Genomic DNA, 24,103 nt, shown 5'->3' with positions numbered 1-24,103 from the left:
GCTTTATTACAAAACTCAAACGATTTACAGACACAACAGGCGTTGTAACTTGCTTAAAACTAACACGAAGCGTTTACTGCAGAGTCATCTGAAGTCTCTGAGAATTCAATATTTTCGACATACCGGTCGATTACACATAAATCAATACAGGATTTTTATCTTTTTTAGACTTTGTGTCTTTTCATTTGTAAATTCAGGATAATTCACAAATAGCAATACGAAAAGTAATACAAATGTATACTATACTGTGTGGAGATAATTAAGAAACACCCAATAAAGCAACATTTGTAAATATAAAGGAATGCTTCCGAAAACTCCAAAAACCAAGGACCGACCAAACAGTCAACAAGCGATACTGTCGCGCTTAAATAATTAATAACCAACGATTAATAAGCTTTTACTTAAAGTTATTTAAACCTTGATGTCACATAATCAGAGCTACGTGCCGTATATGACTCTCATTTACCCTCATAACTAACTTCTGTTCATGAATATACAGGTATTAACTACAGTAAAAAACGAACACTATTTACATTAACACCCAATTGTAAAAGGTGCTTAATTTACAAAAGTGCCAACGTTGTTGTTAAGTTTTGTTTCCTGATTTGATTCTGATTTGTTACTTTTGTATAAAAGTAAAATTCTAATAAATGAACACCCGGATAAAACGATTTATGGATCATCAAGGCATCACATCGTCAGAGCTTGCTGATTCAATTGGTGTACAAAGATCAAACGTTACCCATGTGCTGCACGGACGAAATAAACCGAGCTTCCAGTTTATATCTAAAATGCTGGAGAAATATCCGGAAATCAATGCTAAATGGCTCATAATGGGTGATGGTGACATGCTTGAGCCTGGCGCACCACAAAGTTCTCCGCAATTGTTCCCACAAAACAGTCCGGTATCCAATGTTGACTCACCACCAATAAAGGAGGAAATTTCTACCTCATCAATTAAAAAGCCCATTGAGCCAATACTTTCAGAGAACGAACAAAAGCAAGCTGAAACTCCCGATTTTGCTAAGAAAACAGAAAAAACAATTGAACGTATTGTGGTTTTCTATACCGATCAAACTTTTAGAGAGTACGGTCCCTCGAAATAAATTTTTCTGGTTATATTTGCGAGCAAATTTGTATCGTATGAAATGCGTTATTGACAATCGATGCCCTTATTTTCGATAGCTCGATAACAAATTACATGTGTTACCCTTATAGTAACGTTCAAAGAATATACGAATGAAAAAGACAGTAGAGGAGCTACTTCTGATTAAAAACACCCAATTAAATCATGATAATTTCAGACTGGATTTAAAGTCATCTACAAAATTGCCTCAAATATTTCCAGGGCAGTTTGTTAATGTAGAGATAAAAAAATCAACTGAAATATTTCTAAGACGCCCATTTTCAGTACTTGATGTCGATTACGAAAATAACACCTTCTCATTATTGGTAAAAATATTGGGAAGAGGGTCAAACGTACTAACGACCTATCAGGCTGGAGATAAGATTAGCGTTATCTATCCGCTTGGCAGCAGCTTTTCAATACCTGGAAAAGACGAAAAAGTGTTGCTTATAGGTGGAGGTAGTGGTGTTGCCCCCATGTTGTTTTTGGCTAAAATATGCGGTTTAGATCCCCAAAATGTTCATGTATTACTTGGTGCAAGAAGTAAACAAGATCATGTAGATATTACTGCATATAAACACGTTGGAAATTTTTACCACACAACCGAAGATGGTAGCCTGGGAGAAAAAGGATTTGTAACCCATCATCCTGTTTTTAAAAGTGAATTGACTGCTTTTGACAGAATTTACACTTGTGGACCCGATTTAATGATGAAAGCTGTAGCAAAGGAAGCTGCTAAAAATCAAGTGTCTTGCGAGGTTTCTCTCGAAAATATGATGGCTTGCGGTTTCGGCGTGTGCTTGTGTTGTGTTGAAAAAACAATTGAAGGTAATCAATGTGTATGTACCGATGGACCGGTATTTAATATTAATAAACTAACATGGTAGACTTAAGTATTCGAATTAAAGATCTTGTATTTAAAAATCCGGTTTTAACAGCATCGGGAACGTGTGGTTTTGGTGAAGAAATTGCAGACTTTGTAGACCTATCGAAACTTGGCGGCGTTGTTATGAAAGGAACTACCCTAAAGCCAAGACAAGGAAATGACTATCCCCGGATGGCTGAAACCCCCTCAGGGATGTTAAATGCTGTGGGGCTTCAAAATAAAGGTGTAGACAACTTTGAAAAAAATATTTATCCCAACATCAAAGATATTGACAGCCAGTTTATAGTCAATGTAAATGGCTCTACCATAGAAGAATATGTGGAATTAACCGAACGGATCAATGCGTTGGACAAAATTCCGGCTATAGAGTTAAATATTAGCTGCCCGAACGTAAAAGAAGGAGGGATGGCTTTTGGAGTGAGTTGCCCATCTGCCGAAGCTGTTGTTCGAGCGGTTCGAAAAGTATACGATAAACCATTAATTGTGAAACTTTCTCCAAACGTTACCGATATAACTGAAATAGCACGTGCAGTTGAAGGACAGGGGGCGGACGCAGTATCCTTAGTAAATACGTTTTTAGGAATGGCTGTTGATGCGAATAGCCGCAAGCCTGTTTTGTCTACGATTACCGGTGGACTTTCGGGGCCTGCAATTAAACCAATAGCATTACGAATGGTTTGGCAAGTATACAATTCCGTAAAAATCCCTATCGTTGGCATGGGTGGAATAATGAACGCGACCGATGCAATTGAATTTATGATAGCTGGTGCTTCGGCCGTACAAGTGGGCACAGCTATTTTTATCGACCCAACTATTCCTGTTCAGATTGTAGATGGAATTAATAACTATTTAGAATTGAATAAAATACAGAATGCCAGTGATTTAGTTGGTTGTTTACAAATATAACAACACCTGATTCAGATTTGTAACTTATGCGATATTTGAGATACTCTATATTTATTATCATTTTTTTATTGTCCTTTGGTTCGACACGAATTAGCAGGAAAAAGCAAGTTCCGGCCTATTATGAACTTGAATTGAAAGGATTAAATTTTCGCATACAAAACGACCTATCAGATTTCAACCAGTCAAAATATATCAAAAAGCAGGTCGAAAGGTTCATCCAGCGCTGGGAACTCAATGGTGTTTCAATAGCGATCATAAAAGATGAGAAACTTATTTATGCTCAAGGATTTGGCAAGGCTGATAACGCAGGAAATAAAGTACAACCTGGTAGTTTGTTTCGAGTTGCTAGCGTTTCAAAACTGATTACTGCAGTAGCTATCATGAAACTGGTTGAAGACGGCAGACTAAATCTTTCTGATAAGGTGTTTGGCCCCGGTGCTGTCATTGATAACCAGTATTTCCGAGATGTCCGCGACTCAAAACTTTATAATATTACGGTACGAAACCTGTTAGCTCACTCAGGTGGCTGGTCTCAACGTTATGGTGATCCAGCTTTTCATTCGCTGAGTATTGCAGATAAAGTAGGCGACACGCCACCTGCAACAATGGAAACCTACTCGAAATATATTGCCAGCCGACGTCTCTCATTTCCACCAGGAACACAAGTTTCGTATTCGAACATGGGTTATATGTTTTTAGGAGAAGTTATTTCAGCGGTTAGTGGTAAAAGCTATGAAGATTTTGTTCGTGAAGAAGTTTTAATTCCCAATGGCATATTGGACATGCATATCGGCCACAGCGACAGAACATACAAATATCCCAATGAAGTGGACTATTTTGAACAACGAGGAAGTTTGCAAATATTTGATTTTGCCGGACAAGGTTTAAAAGTTCCAAAATCGGATGGCGGTAATCCAATCGAATTATTGGGAGCTGCAGGAGGTTGGATTTGCTCTTCGGTAGAGCTTGCCCGGTTACTGGTCTTAATCGATGGGCATCCAGAAGTTAAGGATGTATTAAAAGATGGCTCAATTCTGGAAATGACCGATAATACCTATGCTAAAGGTCCACTGGGATGGAGAGCAACAAACGATTATGGCACATGGGCGCGTACTGGAAGCATGGCAGGTTCGGTGGCCATGTTAAAAAGACAAAAAAATGGGCTTAACTGGATCTTTCTTTCAAATACAAGTAGCTGGAAAGGGTCTAAATTCCCGTACGAGATTAATCGCTTTATGCAAGGTTTAACAGGGCGGATTAAAGAATGGCCGCAGCAAGATCTCTTTAACTACTATCCAATTGATATTCTTCCTTTGGCAATTAATAATTGACCATTTGATTTAATGTTCTTTAGCATTATTCAATCCAGAATTCTTGATCTATCCCATTTTTTTCTAAATTTAACAGGAAATCGATTTGAGGAGGAACGAATTTATGAAGTTATTGTTTTGCGCCGCTTGCTTATTTATCACACTATCCACCTGGGCACAGGAAGTTTTTCAATTTCAAGGAGCATCATGCCAAATACCGGAAATTAAAGAGTGTATGCATGATAAATTATTAGGAAAAACTATTTCTGTTAAATTGGAGCAATTCAATCAGATCTATACAAAAAAAGTTAATTGCGGACCTCCCAGTTATATCTCTTCAGTAGAAATAAAAAAGCCAGACTTGTATTATTCTGTTCAGAAACTAACAAACCACTACCGTAAGTGTATGAAAAAAGATATTCTGTCCTTAGAAAAAGTCGAAAAAGAAATGATTGAAATAATAAATAAATCGATTGCGATATTCAATCAAAAAACCGACTCAGTGGAACAAGAATTAAGACAAGCTAACAATTCGAAAGAGATTATAGGTGTTTTCGATAGAATTGTTATTCAATAATAATTATTCCTATTAATTTCCTCCCAAAATATTTTTTATCATAAAATGCGACTCAATGGCTTATTCAGCCTATTGATTAAGATTATTTCGTATCCGCTTTGCATCTTGAACTTTTCAATTCCTAGCTTGTTGAATAAATTGAATTTTCGAGAATAATCAAATGTTAAATAAATAAAAGTATGTCAGAGTTCAAGATCCTAATTCCAAAACTGGGTGAAAGTGTTCAGGAGGCTACGATTACAAAATGGTTCGTCAAAGAAGGAGATACAATTGAAGAAGATGATCCGATTTTTGAAGTGGCAACAGATAAGGTAGATTCTGAAATTCCATCGCCTGTTGATGGAATAGTATCCAAAATTCTCTTTAAGGAAGACGATGTCGTTCCGGTAGGAGAAGTTGTGGCTATTATTAAAATAGATGGGGAAGATGATGAAGATGAATCAGAAGATGTAAAAGAAACCCCAGAAGTAACGAATAAAACAGCAGATAATGAAGAGTCTGCTGATAAAGAAAAGACCGAAAAAGATTCGGCAGTTAAAGCTTCTGATATTAAATCAAGTTCAAATCGGTTTTACTCACCATTAGTGAAAAGTATCGCTGAAAAAGAAAATGTTACGCTGGAAGAGCTTGAAAGTATTGAAGGTTCTGGTCAGAATGGAAGAGTTCAAAAGAATGACTTGCTGAAATTTATTGAAGACAAAAAAGCTGGAAAATCAGCTCCGGCTGAGAGTAAACCCGCTTCAAAACCTTCGGCACCAAAAGTTAGTCCTTCAATTGGAGCTAGTGATCAGATTATTGAAATGGACCGGGTACGCAAATTAATTGCGGATCACATGGTTCGGTCAAAACAAACTTCACCTCATGTTACTTCTGTTGTTGAAGCGGATGTGACAAATCTGGTTCTGTGGAGAAATAAAGTTAAAAATGAGTTTCAGGAAAAGTATGGTGAGAAAATCACATTCATGCCTGTGTTTACTGAGGCTGTCGCAAAAGCTTTAATTGAATTCCCCGTTGTAAACTCTTCGGTTGATGATAATAAGATTTACCTGCATAAATCGGCCAACGTAGCTATCGCTGTGGCCAAACCCGATGGTAACCTGGTTGTACCGGTGATTAAAGAAGCCGAGCAAAAGAACTTGGTTGGTATCACCAAAAAGCTGAATCAATTAGCTGAAGGTGCACGATATAACAAATTAGGACCAGAAGATTACCAAGGGGGAACCTTTACAATTACTAATTTTGGTTCTTTCAGAAATGTTATTGGCACGCCAATTATTAATCAACCACAAGTAGCAATTCTGGCTACCGGAACAATAGAAAAAAAACCTGCCGTTATGGAAACTCCGACAGGAGACGCGATTGTAGTAAGACATAAAATGTTCCTTTCTCTTTCTTATGACCATCGAATTATTGATGGAGCAATGGGAGGTGCATTTGTGAGACGGATCGCCGATCTTCTAGAAGAATTCGACATAAACAGACAAATATAAATTACACATGAGCAGTATTTATCCCAAGATTTACACAATAAAGAATGTAGATAAGGAAACTCTTGAGAAGTGGTATACCAAATGGGTAGTGGGCCGCAGACTTGATGAAAGAGCTCCCAACTACCTCAAACAAGCCATTGGCTGGTCATATCATGCTCCTTATGCCGGACATGACGGAATACAGTTTGCAATTGGTCAACATTTTGACAAAGAAACCGACCATCTTTTCCCATATTACCGGGACATGATGACTTGTTTCTCTGCCGGTTTAACCGAAGAGGAAATCTTATTGAATGGAATTTCAAAGGCTACTGATGTGGCTGGCGGTGGACGGCACATGTCCAACCACTTCGCTAAGCCGGAATGGAATATTCACAATGTCTCATCATGTACCGGAAATCACGATCTACATGCAGTAGGAGTTGCCAGAGCGATTAAGTATTATGGACAAAAGGGAGTTGCTATTACGTCGCATGGTGAGTCTTCGGTGAGCGAAGGCTATGTATACGAAGCAATTAACGGGGCTTCGCGTGAGAAGCTTCCTGTAATATTTGTATTGCAGGACAATGGCTACGGAATTTCAGTTCCCAAGCACATGCAAACAGCCAACCGAAAAGCAGCTAATAATTTTATCGGATTCAAAAATTTAAGAATCATTCATTGCAATGGTAAAGATGTTTTTGACTCCATGAATGCGATGGCTGAAGCTAAAAAACATGTTCTTGAAGTTGGAGAGCCTGTTATTCTGCAAGCCAATTGTGTTCGTATTGAATCGCACTCGAATTCAGATCGGCATGAGCTGTATCGCAGTGAAAATGAGCGTAATTATGTTCGTGTTTATGATCCATTGGCGAAATTTCGCCGGATGTTGCTAAAATATAACCGGTTTACCGAAGAAGAACTTCAGTCTATTGAGGAAAACGCCAAAGGCATTGTCAAAGCTGCTCACAAAAAAGCGATGAAAGCTCCAGATCCGGATCCCGAAAGTATTTTTGATTTTGTAATGCCGGAGCCTTATCCAGCAGAGAAATATCCTGACGGAGTTCATAATCATGATGGCGATAAAGTTAAACTCGTTGAAGCGATCAATAAAACGCTGAAAGAAGAATTTCGTGCGAATCCGGACACGTTTATCTGGGGACAGGATGTTGCCAATAAAGAAAAAGGCGGTGCATTCAATGTAACAAAAGGAATGCAGCAGGAATTTGGAGAGCAACGAGTATTTAGTGCTCCAATTGCCGAAGACTTTATTGTTGGAACAGCAAATGGAATGAGCCGCTTTAACGATAAAATCAGAATCGTTATTGAAGGAGCTGAGTTTGCTGATTATTTTTGGCCGGCAATGGAACAGTATGTTGAATCCAGCCATGAGTATTGGCGTTCAAACGGACAGTTCGTTCCTAATATGACTATTCGATTAGCTTCTGGAGGTTACATTGGCGGTGGTTTGTATCACTCTCAAAATATTGAAGGCGCCTTGGCAACAATGCCAGGTGTTCGGATAGTTTACCCAACGTTTGCAGATGATGCAGCAGGATTATTGCGAACTGCAATCAGATCGAAAGGAATAACCGTATTTATGGAGCCTAAAGCACTATATAATGCACCACAGGCTGCAACTCCAATTCCTGATGATTTTGAAGTCCCGTTTGGAAAAGCCCGTATTCGAAGAGAAGGCAGCGATATTACGCTGGTAACCTATGGAAATACATTAATTTACAGTTTGCAAGCTGCTGAAAAACTTGAAGAAGAAGGAATTGACGTCGAAGTAATCGATTTAAGATCGATTGTTCCACTAGATAAAGAGACAGTTCTTGACTCTGTAAAGAAAACGAATAAAGTAATGGTTGTTCATGAAGATAAAGTTTTTGCTGGTTTTGGTTCTGAAGTTACTTCTATGATTATGGAGGAAGCGTTTGAATACCTAGATGCACCAGTGAAAAGGGTTGGTTCACCTTATACTCCGGTAGGATTTAACAGGATTCTTGAAAAAGCCATTCTGCCCGATACCGATAAAATTGTGGCTGTAGCTAAAGAGTTAATTGCATACTAAAAGGAAGATCATGAGCAAAATAGGTATATTTTATAGCTTTCATACAAATAAAACCTCTAAAGTAGCCGAAAAGATTATACAAGCTTTAGACAATGAAAATCTCGAAGTCGTGAATGCTGAAGAGGTAACTGAAGAGAATTTCCTTCAGTTTGACAAGTATATTATAGGTGTTGCAACTTGGTGGGACGGAGAATTACCCAACTATTGGGATGAGCTTGTTCCGGCGATTGAGGACATGGATTTGTCGGGCAAGACGTTTGCTATATTTGGCTTAGGAGATCAAAAGTTTTATCCGGAAAATTTTAATGATGGTGTAGGTATTTTTGCCGAATTAGTTGAGTCAAGGGGTGCTAAAGTTGTCGGGCATACTTCACGCGAGGGATATAATTACGAAAAATCAAGAGCTGAAAGAGGTGATAATGAGTGGAGTGGTCTTTGTCTTGATCAGGAAAATCAAGCACGATTATCAAAAGGAAGAATTGACAAATGGGTTGAAACTCTGAAGAAGTCAGGGTTTTAACGATCAATCAAATAAAAAGTAAAATAGAGCGTGGAATTAAAGTAATTCCACGCTCTATTTTTTTTTAAATGAACTATACAAAGTCTTATTATAAGAATCAGATAAAGCTGTTATGATCTTGCAGAGTTACATATGTGCACATCTATCAACATGGCTACTAGTGTGTTATTAGAAATCATCACATATATTTACATTTGTGTATTTAGCTTTTGATTGGATTTTTGTGTCTTAGTTCTTGAATTCCTTAAAAAGAGTGATGTGTATTTTTGCCTTTCTCACTGAACTCCTTTAGAATTTAATATTTGGTGCATCCTTATAGGATGGACAGAAATACGAGATTGGTTTATTTAAATCTTATTGTGCTGTTTGATTGATGATGTTTAGCTAGTGTATATCTCAGATGCGCGCTAATCTTTTTCTTTGTTTGTATTTATGAATGGTTAAGGTGTTTTTACTTGCTCTTCCTTAGAAGTCATTAAAATGCTAAATCTGAGCTAAAAATAATCTTCTGTGTTTGTCTTATAGTTGATATTATGTTATTTTTATACGTTTAAAAAAAGGAGAGAAAATTTCCCTCCTTGAAATATAAGTCTTAATTCTCTATTGCTTCAGTTCTTCAAGCTTAGCATTTACTTCATCAAACTTATCCATCATCTTCAAACGATAATACAAAGTCTTTAACGTTTCTAATGAACTCATTTGAGTTTGCGGTGCATCTTTAGAATACTCAGCGGCTTTTTCCATTGGTGGAATTGCTTTTTTGAAGTGGACATCAGCTTTGCTTTTCTCTTCTTCATATTTTTCTGGTTCATTAGTTGGAACCGAATTTGCTACCTCTATTTGCTTAACTCCCTCGTTATAATAAATCGCCCCCAGATTGTAATAAGCATCAGCAAAATCGTCTTTCAATTCAATTGCACTTTTATATGCTTCTGTCGCTTTTTCAATATCTCCAATTTTGTCGTACAGCGAACCTTTTGCAAAATGAAATGAAGCGTTTTCAGGATCTTGTTCAATTGCTAACTCCAGGTATTTCATCGCATCATCTACCTTATCTGAGTTCAGGTAAATGTTAATCATACCTACCAAAATTGAACTGGTTTCCGGATATTTCTCAAATCCTCGTTGGTAGGTTTCTAATGCAGCTGCAGTGTCCTGTTGCATAACGTAGCAAGACGCAATCAACTCAAAAGTACGTGCTCCATTGTAATCGTGTTTTGCAGCTTCTTCATAATACTTAATGGCTTCATCATATTTTTCAGCATTATAAGCGGCTAAACCAGCATTGAAAATAATCACTGTATCTACGGCTTGCGGGTTTTCTTCGTCTTTCATCAATGGCATATCTTCAATCTCAAGAATCTGCTTAAATGATTGCAAAGCTAGCTCGTAGTTATTTTCGTTAAAAGCCTGTACGGCTTGATTTGTGAAATCCGAAATCAACAGCGTAAGTTTAATTTTCACTGCGTTATCATTACGATCTTTATCGTCTAACTCTAATGCCTTTTTATACGACTTTAAAGCTTCTGATAATGGGTTCTCTGATAACTTCTTGTAATTCTCGTTGTCAGAGCTAAATATAGCCTGAAAAATCTCTCCTCGAACTTCCCATGTTCTGGGCCAGTCAATGGTTTTATCAGATTTATCATTACTCGGGTTAATTGTTTCCTCAATCGTTGTATAGGCTTCGTCAAGCTTACCAGCGTCTTTATAGCTTTGAGCGCTTGACACCTTACCTTTCTGTGCAAAAACAGCCGAAACTGAAATTATAAGTGCAATTAGAATAAATGTTCTCTTCATCATCTTTTAGTAATTATTAATTTTAGATTTTTCTACAAATTTAATTTTTTTATAAACCAGTACAAATCTATGACTAATAAAGCATTATGATTCATCTTCTGGTCCTGTTGGTTCATCGTCGGTTATTATCTCATCTGAAAGTTCTTCATCACTCGTATTTTCGAATGTTACCCGAGCTATCGAGGCGATTTTGTCCTCACCTTTCAGGTTGATTAGTCTTACTCCTTGAGCAGCTCTGCCCATAACGCGCAAAGCTGAAATTGGAAGTCTTATCGTCAAGCCTTTTTGTGTAATAATCATCAAATCATTTTCATCAAGAACGCTTTTAATTGCAATCAGGCTTCCGGTTTTTTCAGTGATGTTAATCGTTTTAACACCTTTACCTCCCCTATTGGTAATTCGGTAATCCTCGATGCTTGATCGTTTTCCATATCCTTTTTCAGAAACAACAAGAACGTCTTCTGACTCATTCTCTACACAGATCATGCCAACAACCTCATCATTCTCATTTCCAAGGGTTATACCTCGTACTCCCGATGCTGTTCTTCCAATTGATCTAACAATATCTTCATGAAAGCGAATAGCTTTCCCCGATTTAACGGCGATCATAATGTCATGGCTTCCGTTGGTCAGGCGTGCCTCTAGCAGTTGATCTCCTTCTCGAATGGTAATTGCATTCACCCCATTTTGGCGAGGTCGAGAATAAGCTTCTAATGAGGTCTTCTTTATAATACCCTTCTTGGTACAAAGGATGATATAATTGTTGTTAATGTATTCTTCGTCATCCAATCGCTTAACCTTATTAAAGGCGAGTACTTGGTCATCTGGTTCAATGTTCAACAAGTTTTGAATCGCGCGTCCTTTTGAGGTTCTTGTGCCTTCTGGAATTTGATACACTTTCAACCAAAAACATTTCCCTTTTTCAGTAAATAAAAGCAGAGTATTATGCATTGTCGCAATAAACATGTGCTCAAGGAAATCTTCATCTCGTGTTGAACCACCTTTTGAACCAACGCCTCCCCTGCCTTGAATTTTAAAATCAGTTAGCGGTGTACGTTTAATATAGCCCAAATGAGAAATCGTGATTACCATTTCTTCATCAGCATAGAAGTCTTCAGGATTGAATTCTTCAGCATTAGGAATAATCTCCGTTTTACGTTCGTCTCCGTATTTCTCTTTAATTTCAAGCAATTCGTCTTTAATAATGCTCATTCGCAATTCTTCGTTCGCCAGAATTTCGCGGCAATGCTCAATAAACTGCATGATTTCTTCGTACTCAGAACGCAACTTGTCTTGCTCCAGCCCTGTTAATTGGCGCAATCGCATTTCAACAATAGCTCTAGCTTGAATTTCAGACAGTTCAAACTTCTCAATAAGGCGCTCTCTGGCTTCATCCGGAGTTTTTGAACTTCGAATCAATGCGATTACTTCATCTATGTTGTCGCTGGCAATAATCAAACCTTCCAGGATATGAGCTCTTTTCTCAGCCTGCTCCAGTTCGTACTGGGTTCTTCTAACGACAACATCGTGTCGATGTTCTACAAAATAATGGATCAGATCTTTCAGGTTCAGCATTCTTGGCCGTCCTTTAACCAATGCAATATTATTTACGCTGAAACTGGTTTGAAGCTGAGTGTATTTATATAGCTTATTTAAAACAACATTCGATATTTCATCTTTCTTAATGTCGATAACTATCCGCATACCGTCACGATCGGATTCATCATTGACATTCGAAATTCCTTCAATTTTCTTTTCATTGACTAATTCAGCAGTTTTCATAATCATTTCTGCTTTATTAACCAGGTAAGGAATCTCGGTAATTACAATTTTTTCACGACCATTGGGTTGAACTTCCACATGCGCTTTTCCTCTTAAAACAATTCGTCCACGGCCTGTTTCAAAAGCTTCTTCAACGCCTTTGTATCCGTAAATTATTCCACCGGTAGGGAAATCAGGAGCTTTTATGATTGGAATAAGCTCTTTAATATCAATTTCCGGATTGTCAACGTATGCCACGATGGCATCAATTGTATCAGAAAGGTTGTGTGGTGGCATATTTGTTGCCATTCCGACAGCAATTCCCGATCCTCCATTGACTAAAAGTCCAGGGATTCTGGTTGGTAAAACCGTAGGTTCATTTAGTGATTCATCAAAATTTGGTTGTAGATCAACCGTATTTTTATCCAAATCCTGTAATGTCTCTTCGGCAATTTTAGTCAGTCTTGCTTCCGTGTAACGCATTGCAGCCGGGCTATCTCCGTCCACTGAGCCAAAGTTTCCTTGTCCGTCTACCAATGGGTATCTCATTGACCAATGTTGCGCCATACGAACCATCGTAAAGTAAACAGAAGAATCGCCATGAGGGTGATACTTACCAAGCACCTCTCCGACAATTCTTGCCGATTTTTTATACGGACGGTTTGAAAGTATCCCTAACTCGCTCATTCCAAACAAGACACGACGATGCACGGGTTTTAATCCATCCCTAACATCAGGCAATGCTCTTGAAACAATGACTGACATCGAATAATCGATGTAAGCAGACTTCATCTGCTCTTCAATATTTATTTTTATAATTTTTTCGCCTTCAGCCATTTAATCCTCCTTTTAAAGAAATTTTATGTTGAAATTTTTTTGACATACAAAAATATAAAAATACTAGTAATACCAGCTATTCAAAGCGGTTAATAATTGCCCGTATTCAATAAGATTTTAACATTATCATGTTTAAAAATCCGCGCCAATTAGCCTAAGAGTAGATAAATATTGATTAATTTTAGCATTAAATACAACGCAAAGAGCTTCGGAATGCAACCAACATTTCGGAATAGTATTTGTTAATAAGGAAATAAGTTAATAATTCAAAAGTACATTAATATGGATTCTCAATTCTCACCAAGAATAAAAGATGTTCTTACCTATAGTCGTGAAGAAGCTATCCGGTTAGGAAATGAACAGATTGGGCTTGAGCATATTTTTCTGGGGATTTTGAGAGAAGGAGAAGGGATTGCAATTGATATTCTTACGAATTTAGGAGTTAATTTGTCAGAAATAAAGGAAGCGATAGAAACAACGCTTCGAACCGAAAATACAATTGATTCACAAGCATCCGTTCAACTCTTAAAATCAGCAGAGAAAGCACTTAAGCTAGTGTATCTGGAAGCAAGGGCTTTCAATAGTACCACGATAAATACCGGCCATTTACTTTTAGCTTTATTAAAAGATAAAGATAGCCAGATTTCATCGTTATTGAGTGATTTTCACGTAAATTATTATATTTTGAAATCGAGATTAGAAGATTACAAACAACCTGAAGGAAAATCTGACTTTGGCGACGAAGATGATGTGGATGATCCTTTTTCAAAGCAACCTCCTCAGGGGGGAAGTTCTTCTTCAAAGAAAGGAGCAGGTGCAAAATCAGAAACCCCGGTATTGGATAATTTCGGAATCGATGTTACAAAAGCTGCCGAAGAAAATAACCTTGACCCCATCGTCGGTCGTGAAAAAGAAATTGAACGCTTAGCTCAAATACTTTCGCGCCGTAAAAAGAATAATCCGATTTTAATTGGAGAACCAGGTGTCGGTAAATCAGCAATCGCTGAGGGGTTAGCTCTTCGGATCATTCAAAAGAAAGTCTCAAGAGTATTGTTTGATAAACGAGTGGTCAGTCTTGATATCGCATCGATAGTTGCCGGAACAAAATACCGGGGACAATTTGAGGAACGCATGAAAGCCATTTTAAATGAGCTGGCAAAAGTGAACAATGTTATCTTATTCATTGATGAAATACACACCATTGTTGGAGCAGGTGGAGCAACAGGCTCGCTTGATGCGGCCAACATGCTGAAACCGGCTTTAGCTCGTGGTGACATTCAATGCATTGGAGCAACTACGTTGGACGAGTACCGCCAGCAAATTGAAAAAGATGGAGCCTTGGAACGTCGTTTTCAAAAGGTGATGGTAGATCCAACTTCGGTGGATGAAACAATTGAAATTCTGAATAACATTAAAGAACGTTATGAAGACCACCACAATGTTTATTATTCACCCAAAGCCATCGAAGCTTGCGTTAAGTTAACAGCACGCTATATTACTGATCGGTATTTACCGGACAAAGCCATCGATGCATTGGACGAAGCTGGCTCACGAGTACATATTTCAAATATTAATGTTCCCGATCGAATTGTTAAGCTGGAAGAGAAGATTGAAAACACCCGGGAAGAAAAGATCAAAGCGGTAAAAAGTCAGAATTTTGAGGTTGCAGCAAACCATCGCGATAAAGAAAAAAATCTACTCCAATTGCTCGACGAGGAAAAAGAAGCTTGGGAAAAAGAGCTAATTAGCCATCGCGAAGTTGTAGAAGAGGAAAAGGTTGCAGAAGTGGTTGCTATGATGTCAGGGATTCCAGTACAACGTATTGCTCAAGCTGAGGGAATCCGCCTGATGAACATGGGTGATAAATTGAAAGGCAGTGTTGTTGGACAAGACGATGCGATTGCTAAAATTGTTAAAGCGATTCAACGTAACCGTGCCGGACTGAAAGATCCGAATAAGCCGATTGGATCCTTTGTCTTTCTTGGACCAACCGGAGTTGGTAAAACTCAGTTGGCAAAAGTAATCGCCCGATATCTATTTGATAGTATTGATTCTCTGATCAGGGTTGATATGAGTGAGTATATGGAGAAATTTGCCGTGTCTCGTTTAGTAGGTGCTCCTCCCGGATATATTGGATACGAAGAAGGCGGTCAGTTAACTGAGAAAGTTCGTCGTAAGCCATATTCCGTTATACTATTGGATGAGATTGAAAAAGCTCACCCTGATGTGTTTCACTTATTATTGCAAGTGCTTGATGAAGGTCGTTTGACTGATAGTTTGGGGCGTAATATCGACTTTAAGAATACGATCATCATTATGACTTCCAATATTGGTTCGCGTCAGCTGAAAGATTTTGGTCGCGGAGTTGGTTTTTCGACTCCAAAGTCTTCAGAGGACGAAAACGATCATGCAAAATACATTATTCAGAAGGCCTTGAAGCGAGCTTTTGCTCCTGAGTTTTTGAATCGGATTGATGATGTGATCATGTTTAATACGCTTTCAAAAGAAGATATCTTTAAAATTATTGATATTGAGTTGCAAGACCTTTATACTCGGGTAGAATCGTTAAATTACAAGTTGAAAATTTCGAGAGCCGCAAAAGATTTTATTGCCGAAAAAGGCTATGATTCGCAATATGGCGCAAGACCCTTAAAAAGAGCTATTCAGAAATATCTGGAAGATGAAATGGCAGAAGTTATTATTAAAGCTTCGATAACAGAAGGTGACACCATTTCGATTGGCTTTGATAAGAAATTGGAAAAGATAAAAGTCAAAATTTTAACGACTAAAGATACAACGACTAAGTAAAAGCAAAAAAAGCTGGTTAATTAACCAGCTTTTTTTATATAAATTTTGATTCGTTTACTTGTCTGTTTTTGTTGGTTCCTTTTCATCCAGATTGATCCGTGCTTTAGGTAGAAATTCTGGAAATTCTTCTTGAACAAATTTAATCAGCTGTTCTCGCACATGCACGCGAAGATCCCAAGCAGTTGGCGAATCGTAGGCACTAACCAAAGCTCTTAGTTGAATCGTTCTTTCTGTTAAGTCAGTCACCTGAAGTACATTAACTTTTTTATCCCAAAGGTCAGTATTTTCAAGGATTTCAGTTAATTTTTTCCTCATTGAATCAACTGGAAATCCATAATCAACATAAATAAAAACTGTTCCCATAATTTCGGCAGATGTCCTTGTCCAATTTTGAAACGGCTTTTCAATAAAATAAGTGATTGGCAGGATTAGTCTGCGCTTGTCCCAAATACGAACCACAACATAAGTCAGCGTGATTTCTTCAATCCACCCCCACTCTCCTTCCACGACCACCGCATCTTCAATTCGAATAGGTTGAGTAATTGCAATCTGAAATCCGGCTAAGATAAGTGCAATACTTCGTTGTGCAGCAAACCCAATGATAATACCAGCAATACCGGCACTGGCTAGTAGGCTAACTCCGATTTTTTGAATCTGTGGAAACATCATCAAAATCACTCCGAGCGAGATGATCAAGGTGATTGAGATCAGCATCCGTTCAAGCACTGTCAATTGGGTATAAACCTTACGGGCTTTTAAATTATTTTTTGATGTGATGTCATATTTACCCAGAAAATAGACTTTCACTCCCTTTATGGCATTAATTATGAGCCATGCAATTATGATTGTATATAAAATACCACTAAAAATCCGAATATCTGGAGAGAATTTCTCACCCAATAGCCCGGTAATTGGTGCAAGCACCGATCCGAAGAGTAAAATAATGAGAGCGGTAAAAGGGAAACTTATTAGTCTTAATACTTTTAATCCTATTGTATGATCGGTTCCTTTGCGAATTACCTTTTTCACATAGGCAATAATTCCAAAAGCGATGATAAATCCGACAACAACGCCAACCGTGATCGTTCCAATTCTTAAATATATATCCATTAATAGAAGTTTGTTTTACATCTAATAACAACGGGATCTTAAGTGCGTTCAAGAAACTATGTGTATTTACCGTTAAATCTAATCGCCATTACACTTATATCGTCAGCTTGTTTCGCATTACTCCTGAAGCTCTGTAAATCCACCATTAAACTGTCAATCAACAATTTTGATGGATAATCGGTTGCGCCTTGCAAATAAGATAGCAGCCGCTGCTGTCCGTAGAATTCGTCCAACGGATTTTTGCAATCTGTAACTCCATCTGTATATAACACAAGGGTTTCACCTTTCGACAAAACGATAGAATCCGATTCATAACTTTTGTTTGAATATACACCAATAGGTAACCCATGGGTATGCTCAAGTTGTTTGACTCCCTTACTTTTCTCCAGCAAAAATGGATAGTTGTGTGCCGCATTACAATAGTCTAAAATGCCGGTTTCAATATCTAAAATACCGAGAAAGAGAGTTAAAAAATGCTGATTCGAATTTTCTTTGCTCAGTTCCTGATTGACAGAGTCGACGATGCCGGCAGCCGACAGTTCGGTGGACTTGCTTTTAATCATGGTATTGGCCACTGCCATAAATAATGCTGCTGGTATTCCTTTTCCCGACACGTCGCCCATTGTAAAAAGCAGGTGTTTTTCATCAATAAAGAAGAAATCGTACAAATCACCTCCAATACTTTCTACAGGCTTTAAAATCGCATATAATTCAATTTCCTTGTGTTTACTTAACACGCTAAAATCCTGAGGAATAATTGTACGCTGTATTTCTTTTGCCGACTTCAGATCTTTCTCATATTTGCGCTTATCTTTTCGAACCTGCAATTGCTCTCTCATATAAGTTCCATATTGATCCTGAAGTGCTTGCAAACTCTCATTCAACAATTCTATCTCATTTTTTCTACCCCGGCGTCGCAGCGAATGATCACCAAAACTGAAGCGTTGGATCGATTTTACAGCCTGCGACAAAGGTGAAAACATGCGTTTAAAAAGGAAGATAATGATTAATAATATGAGAATGATTCCGACCATAGAAACCAGCACGATTTCTTCAAAAATTTCATCTAACTCATTAAATAATTCATTGGTCGGAATTACAATGATTACTTTCCAGCTGGTGGCGACCACGGGGGCAAAATAAAACCAGCTTCTTTCGTAATTAAGCATTTCGGGATAGGCAAAACCCGACCCCATTTGATTATTCTCTAAGCCTTCAATATATTCTTGCCGGTTTTCAGTAAATATTTTCGAGTCAATCTCAAAAATATTCTTTTTCATAACCCAATCTTCGTTTGGATGAGTCAAAAAATCGCCTTCTTTCGATATAATAAATGCGAACCCATTTTTCTTAATTGGAATGTTTGCAATAGCGTTGCTTAAAAATTTCAGGTTAATATCTCCGGCAACAATTCCGATAGTATCATTTTGCTGATTGTAAACAGGCAAATAATATGAAATAAGCAGATTCGATGAGTCGTCGGGACAGTAATATGGCTGACACCAAAATCCTTGTGGGGTTTTGGCCAATTGACTTAAAAGATCAGGTGTTTGAAATACCGTACAATTACGATCATTTTTGTCAACTTTAATCAAGTTTTGCGGGCTGTATCGGAACGCTGAATACGTGGTGGTGTCTCCATTTTGAAAAAGCATAACACGCAAGCCATTAATGACCTGGTTGTTTTTAAGCACTTCATGCAAAAAAAATTGTAAATCGCCATTTGCCTGGTAATAAAGAACCTGAGTCGCAACATTTCTGGCTATTTCCTGAGTATTAACCACATTAATCGAAATTTGATTGATAATCAAGCTCGATTGGTGAATCGCCCCTTCCTCAATTTTTTGCATTAGAATTTCCTTACTGTGTTTATAGTTCAAAAACACAATTAAGGAAACTACCGCAATCACCGCGGCTAAAACATAAATTCCTAATTGAACACCAATACTCCGTTTAGTCATGAATCGCGCACTTCGTTATAATTTATACAAGTTATGAAAAAGCAAAATGAAAGGAAAGACCTTACGACTGATTAATTAGCCAATCGCGTGTTCCCCTGTACAAACAAGTATTTGAAGCAAACAAAGCTGATTTTGCAAGTGCTTTTTCAAAGTTTTGCTGGCTTAGGAGATAATAGCAGAATGCACCGTGCAGAAAGTCTCCTGCTCCCAATGTATCCAGCACTTCTACTTTAGGGATATCGATGCTACTCGCTTGAACCGAAGACTGGCATAAGATCGGTTCTTGTCCCTGGGAAATGGCTTTATATGAAATTTTGTATTGATCAAGAAAAGCAAAAACATCCTCGGGCGTTTCCGTTTTCGGCGGATGAAAATCACTTGAACAGATGGCATAATCGACAAAAGGTAATAATTCGGGCAGATGAGACTTCCAGCTGCCACCGTCAAAAACAACCGGAATATTCCTTTGCTTTGCTTCGTAGGCAAGATCAATTGCTATTTCCGGATAAAACCCATCGATCATGACCACTTCCGGATTGATTTCATCCAAAAGCTTTTTTGAATCCAACTTCGCTTTTAGCTTTTCAGGATGATGCGTAAAGATTGTGCGATCGCCATTAGAAGAGGTAATTACTGTTGCTAAAACCGGTTGTATTTGCTGATCCTTTTGCACATCAAGGCAATTTACATGGCATCTTTCAAAGTCACCACTAAAGACCGATTTGAATGAATTATCGCCAATGGCCGTTACTAAATTTGCATCTCCATTTAATGCAGCGAATGCAACAGCAGCATTAGTCGCAGGTCCTCCAACAAAAAACTCAGGCGGTGCAGACTTTATTTTCACATTGCTGCCCGGAAAAACATCAACATAGTACTGAATGTCTAAAGTGGCTAAACCAAGGAAAAGTGCTCGTTTCATAAAAATGTAAAAAAAAGAAAAGCCGACACATTAACAGGTGTCGGCTTGAAAATATTTTTTCCTGAATGATCAGGTATTCATTGCACCACAAACATTGATCACTTGTCCGCTTACATAACTCGACAAATCAGATGCAAGGAAGAGTGCCGTTTTCGCAACTTCTTCAGGAGTACCTCCTCTTTTCATCGGAATATTTGCTTCCCATGCTTTTCTGGCATCCTCCGGAATTTTAGCTGTCATCTCAGTAATAATAAATCCGGGAGCAATAGCATTGCTGCGAATGCCCCGTGAACCAAGCTCTTTAGCAATTGATTTTGTAAAACCAATAATCCCGGCTTTTGATGCTGAGTAGTTTGATTGTCCTGCATTTCCACTAACTCCAACAACAGAGCTTAAGTTGACAATTGAGCCCGAACGTTGTTTCAACATCGTTTTTTGAGCAGCTTTTGTAAAGTTGAATACTGATTTTAAGTTGACTGTAATTACAGCATCCCACTGTTCTTCAGTCATACGCATCAGCAAAGTATCTTTCGTAATTCCGGCATTGTTTACCAAGGCATCAATTTGTCCAAAATCCTTAACCACTTCTGAAACAACACGATCTGTATCTGCAAAGTCGGCTGCATTTGATGCATAGCCTTTAGCCTTTACGCCTATTGCATTCAATTCAGCTTCAGTGGCTTTCATGTTTTCATCTTCAACAAGGTCGGTAAACGCAATGTTACAACCTTCTTCGGCAAATTTTAATGCAATGGCTTTCCCGATACCTCTTGAGGCACCAGTAATAATAGCCGTTTTACCTTCTAATAATTTCATTTTTGTGTATTTTAATTTTGCTGAACAAATATAGTGGTTTGATCTATGCCAGCGATAAATTGGTGATATTTTTTTTATAAATAGCTTGAATACATTCAGTTCTGAACCCGGTTCTTATCGACCAGAAAGAAATTTACTTTAGGAGACTTTTATACAGTTCCATTAAATGTAGAGAGGTATTTTTAATATGGAATTTTTGAACATGTGCATGCCCCTTCTCTCGCAGTTTCGCATACAGTGCATCATCTGTAATAACGAACTCAATGGCTGAAGCAATTGCAGATGTCTGCTCCGGGTCAACATAAAGAGCCCCCTCCCCGCCTGCTTCACTAAAACAGCCTACATTACTGGTAATTACCGGAAGTTTGCAAAACAGCGCTTCTATAATTGGAATTCCAAACCCTTCGAAGAGAGATGGCCAGATTAGTAATTCAGCCAATTGATAAAACACAGGTAAATCTTCACCAGTAACAAAATCCACAAATTGAATTTTCTCCTCTAGCTTGAATTTACTCGCGATGGCAATCAGCTCGTTTTTATAACTATTTTCCCTGCCAACAATAACCAGCGGATATTGAATTTCCAAAGGCAACAAAGCTATTGCTTCGATGATTCGCTCTATATTTTTGTGCTTGACCAATGCACCAACAAATAAGTAAAACCGATCGGGTAATTGATAGGTGTCTTTGACGCGCTGTTTGCATTCATTATTCTTTTCGTCGTAATATAAATTGGAACACGACTGATAATTCACCACAATCTTTTCTTCCGGCACATGTAGCAAATCAATCAAATCCTTTTTTGTTTGTTCACTTACAGCGATAATTAGATCGGCATGCCTGCAACTGTATTTTATTTTCGCCAGATAAATCTTCCGGTCGATCCATTTGAACTCATTTTTCAGCCGAAACACAAAAAGATCGTGAATTGTGACCACATATTTGGTATGCTTGTTTTTTTTCTTGAAGGGAATCTCGTGACTTAATCCATGAAAAATATCCAGCTGTTGTTTTCTGATCTCGTTTTCTGAAAAGTAGCTTCTCCAAAGAGCTTTACCCGTTATCGAAGAACCTGGATTAATCAAAGTCGTTTGATTTGAGATTTGCTTGTGCCAATTTACACACTCTGCGTTTTTAGCTGACTCACCGAACAAATAATAGCTGTTTTCTGGATAATAGTTGACTAGTCCACTAATCAAATTTCTGGAGTAATTACCCAATCCTCGGGTATTGTGGAAAGCGCGTTTCGAATCGAAACCAATTTTCAAAGGCATTTTGATCGAATAAATTTAATGAATCAACAGAGTAACGCACTAAAGTAGTTTTTTATGATTTAAATCCAATAGAAGCAGTCGGAATAAAACTAATAAGCAGTAAGTACAATAGATAGCGGATTAAATTTTGTTGTAGCGAGCAACTCTTAAATGTTGTCTTAACTATAGAATCATCACTTCTCAGTAAAAAATATGATTTATCTGAAGAGTTTGAAAGGTTTGCTTATTTTTGTGGTTTGTACATTTTAATTTATGATCATAAACTATAGCATACCTTTTAGCGAACATCGTAAAGTTGCCAGAACTTATTCTAAACTAGTTCGCACTTTGAAAAAACCATTTGTAAAAAGAAGGTTTTTAAAACATTTAACAGGCAATAATATCGATTATCGAGAAATACCGGTAGTCATCAATAATTATAACCGAATTATTTGTTTAAGAAAGCTGATTGATTGGTTAGAAAAGGCTGGAATGAAAAATATCTATATCATTGATAATAATTCAAGCTATCCCGAATTGGTGGAGTATTATCAAAAAACCAACCATACAGTAATACAAATGAATGCCAATATTGGTTATAAGTCTATCTGGGATACAATTATACACCTGTGGTTTAGAGGCCTTCCTTATGTTTACACCGATCCGGATATTCTTCCTATTGAGGAATGTCCGTTGGATGCAGTAAGGTACTTTCAGGAATTATTAATCAAATACCCCGCATATACTAAAGTTGGCTTTGGCTTAAAAATTGACGATATTCCAGACTATTATCCGAACAAAGAAGAGGTAATTCAGTGGGAAAGCAAATTTTGGGAAAAGCAGATTTCTGAAAATATCTTTGAAGCTGATATTGATACAACGTTTGCATTGTACAAACCGATGACAAAGAATCAACAATGGGGAAAAACGTTGCGAACAAGTGGGAAATATATGGCAAGGCATTTACCTTGGTACGAAAATCCTGAGGTACTGTCGGAGGAAGAAATACATTACAGAATGAAAACAATTGGAAGTTCATGGTATTCGCAGGCTAATAAGATTTAATGATGAGCGTGATTTATAAATAGCATCATGTCAAAAAAGATAGAATTATATACATTTTTTTACAAAGAAGCACCGGTTGTAATCAACAAATCCCCGTACATTCCGATAATGGCTGGTAATGCCATCTCCCATGCCGCAGTTCACATGAAAGGCGATGATACTGGAAAATCGATTTCAGAGAGGAATAAATACTACAGCGAGCTAACCGGTACTTATTGGGTTTGGAAAAATACCATGCAGGATATTGTTGGGGTGGTGCATTACCGACGTTTTTTTACCAATAAGCCGGAACCGGCCTACTACAAATTTAAGCGGGTGTTATATCGTTTTGTTGGCATTCAGTATAAGCGTCATGGGTTAATTTATACCCGTAACGTTAGAGAATTTATCGAGGATGTTTTGACAGAACAGGAAATCATTGATTTATTGCATGAGTATGATGTGCTAATGCCGATGAAAAGAAAACTGAAATATACGGTTAAGAAGCACTACGAGCGTTACCACAATAAAACAGACCTCTGCCTACTTGATGAAATTTTAAAGGAAAAGTATCCTGACTATGTTGATGCATTTCATCGCGTATTATCTAAAAAGCGCCTCTATGCAAACAACATGTTCATCATGAAACGAGCCGATTTTGACCGTTGCATGGAGTGGTTATTTGATATTTTGTTTGAATTTGAAAAGCGGATAGCGCTATCCAATTATCAAGGATATCAAGAACGTGTGATGGGATTCATTGCCGAGCGCATGTTAAATGTGTGGCTTGAACAGGAACAACCGAAAATAAAAGATCTGCCTGTGATCTATTTCAAGCATTTTAAATCCATTAAATAAGCAATCACTCTAGAGAAGCCGTGCTTGTGCCTTGCTCCTACCTTTACATTTTGTACTTTTGCCACT

18 protein-coding genes are annotated in these 24,103 nt (G+C 37.8%); 11 read left to right on the top strand and 7 right to left on the bottom strand.

The window, feature by feature from the left end:
• Window positions 1-650: 650 nt before the first annotated feature.
• The 8 genes from GR929_RS02215 to GR929_RS02180 all read left to right on the top strand — a co-directional run bounded on the left by GR929_RS02215 (window position 651) and on the right by GR929_RS02180 (window position 8,868).
• Window positions 651-1,106 carry a helix-turn-helix domain-containing protein gene (locus tag GR929_RS02215; RefSeq protein WP_159517277.1) on the top strand — a complete coding sequence of 152 codons (456 nt, stop codon included), beginning with the start codon at window positions 651-653 and terminating at the stop codon, window positions 1,104-1,106.
• A 133-nt stretch (window positions 1,107-1,239) separates the two neighbouring features.
• A complete protein-coding gene (locus tag GR929_RS02210; RefSeq protein WP_159517276.1) occupies window positions 1,240-2,013 on the top strand; it encodes a dihydroorotate dehydrogenase electron transfer subunit in 774 nt (257 codons plus the stop codon).
• Entirely contained in the window at window positions 2,007-2,918 is a 912-nt protein-coding gene (locus GR929_RS02205) for a dihydroorotate dehydrogenase (RefSeq protein WP_159517275.1), read from the top strand. Before GR929_RS02210 ends, GR929_RS02205 begins: the two co-directional genes overlap by 7 nt.
• Window positions 2,919-2,944: 26 nt before the next feature.
• A complete protein-coding gene (locus tag GR929_RS02200) occupies window positions 2,945-4,249 on the top strand; it encodes a serine hydrolase domain-containing protein (RefSeq protein ID WP_159517274.1) in 1,305 nt (434 codons plus the stop codon).
• A 103-nt stretch (window positions 4,250-4,352) separates the two neighbouring features.
• Window positions 4,353-4,805 carry a hypothetical protein gene (locus tag GR929_RS02195; RefSeq protein WP_159517273.1) on the top strand — a complete coding sequence of 151 codons (453 nt, stop codon included), beginning with the start codon at window positions 4,353-4,355 and terminating at the stop codon, window positions 4,803-4,805.
• Window positions 4,806-4,984: 179 nt separating this feature from the next.
• Entirely contained in the window at window positions 4,985-6,295 is a 1,311-nt protein-coding gene (locus GR929_RS02190) for a dihydrolipoamide acetyltransferase family protein (protein WP_159517272.1), read from the top strand.
• Window positions 6,296-6,302: 7 nt separating this feature from the next.
• The gene (locus tag GR929_RS02185; protein WP_159517271.1) at window positions 6,303-8,348 is read left to right on the top strand and encodes an alpha-ketoacid dehydrogenase subunit alpha/beta; all 2,046 of its coding nucleotides are present in this window, start codon (window positions 6,303-6,305) and stop codon (window positions 8,346-8,348) included.
• Between the two features lie 10 nt (window positions 8,349-8,358).
• On the top strand, window positions 8,359-8,868 hold the full coding sequence (locus GR929_RS02180) for a flavodoxin (RefSeq protein WP_159517270.1): 510 nt from the start codon (window positions 8,359-8,361) through the stop codon (window positions 8,866-8,868).
• Window positions 8,869-9,468: 600 nt separating this feature from the next.
• On the opposite strand, the gene GR929_RS02175 is transcribed toward GR929_RS02180, so the two are convergent.
• Together GR929_RS02175 and gyrA are read right to left on the bottom strand one after the other, a co-directional pair.
• Window positions 9,469-10,671 (bottom strand): tetratricopeptide repeat protein, encoded by a 1,203-nt coding sequence (locus GR929_RS02175; protein ID WP_159517269.1) that lies wholly within the window; start codon window positions 10,669-10,671, stop codon window positions 9,469-9,471.
• An 81-nt stretch (window positions 10,672-10,752) separates the two neighbouring features.
• Window positions 10,753-13,266, bottom strand: a complete 2,514-nt coding sequence (gene gyrA / locus GR929_RS02170) for a DNA gyrase subunit A (RefSeq protein WP_159517268.1) — start codon at window positions 13,264-13,266, stop codon at window positions 10,753-10,755.
• Window positions 13,267-13,548: 282 nt separating this feature from the next.
• On the opposite strand from gyrA, the gene GR929_RS02165 reads away from it, so the two are divergent.
• Window positions 13,549-16,074 (top strand): ATP-dependent Clp protease ATP-binding subunit, encoded by a 2,526-nt coding sequence (locus GR929_RS02165; RefSeq protein WP_159517267.1) that lies wholly within the window; start codon window positions 13,549-13,551, stop codon window positions 16,072-16,074.
• Between the two features lie 54 nt (window positions 16,075-16,128).
• Here the strand turns inward: GR929_RS02165 and GR929_RS02160 are convergent, their stop codons facing one another.
• From GR929_RS02160 to GR929_RS02140, 5 genes are all read right to left on the bottom strand, one after another.
• Entirely contained in the window at window positions 16,129-17,184 is a 1,056-nt protein-coding gene (locus GR929_RS02160) for a mechanosensitive ion channel family protein (protein WP_159517266.1), read from the bottom strand.
• Window positions 17,185-17,240: 56 nt separating this feature from the next.
• Window positions 17,241-19,145 (bottom strand): SpoIIE family protein phosphatase, encoded by a 1,905-nt coding sequence (locus tag GR929_RS02155; RefSeq protein ID WP_159517265.1) that lies wholly within the window; start codon window positions 19,143-19,145, stop codon window positions 17,241-17,243.
• 61 nt (window positions 19,146-19,206) lie between these two features.
• Window positions 19,207-20,067, bottom strand: coding sequence for a PfkB family carbohydrate kinase (locus GR929_RS02150; RefSeq protein WP_159517264.1), 861 nt, complete (start codon window positions 20,065-20,067; stop codon window positions 19,207-19,209).
• Between the two features lie 69 nt (window positions 20,068-20,136).
• Window positions 20,137-20,883, bottom strand: coding sequence for a 3-oxoacyl-[acyl-carrier-protein] reductase (fabG, locus tag GR929_RS02145; RefSeq protein ID WP_159517263.1), 747 nt, complete (start codon window positions 20,881-20,883; stop codon window positions 20,137-20,139).
• A 133-nt stretch (window positions 20,884-21,016) separates the two neighbouring features.
• Window positions 21,017-22,156: a glycosyltransferase family 4 protein gene (locus GR929_RS02140; protein WP_159517262.1), complete on the bottom strand. Its 1,140-nt coding sequence runs from the start codon at window positions 22,154-22,156 to the stop codon at window positions 21,017-21,019.
• A gap of 471 nt (window positions 22,157-22,627) precedes the next feature.
• Here GR929_RS02140 and GR929_RS02135 point away from each other — a divergent pair, with 471 nt between their 5' ends.
• Window positions 22,628-23,200, top strand: coding sequence for a glycosyltransferase family 2 protein (locus tag GR929_RS02135; protein WP_159517261.1), 573 nt, complete (start codon window positions 22,628-22,630; stop codon window positions 23,198-23,200).
• Between the two features lie 27 nt (window positions 23,201-23,227).
• Window positions 23,228-24,037, top strand: a complete 810-nt coding sequence (locus GR929_RS02130; protein WP_159517260.1) for a DUF4422 domain-containing protein — start codon at window positions 23,228-23,230, stop codon at window positions 24,035-24,037.
• The last annotated feature ends 66 nt before the right edge of the window (window positions 24,038-24,103 follow it).

It is taken from the genome of Sunxiuqinia indica (assembly GCF_009847015.1).
Taxonomy (GTDB): domain Bacteria; phylum Bacteroidota; class Bacteroidia; order Bacteroidales; family Prolixibacteraceae; genus Sunxiuqinia; species Sunxiuqinia indica.
This window is presented reverse-complemented; position numbering and strand designations above follow the sequence as displayed.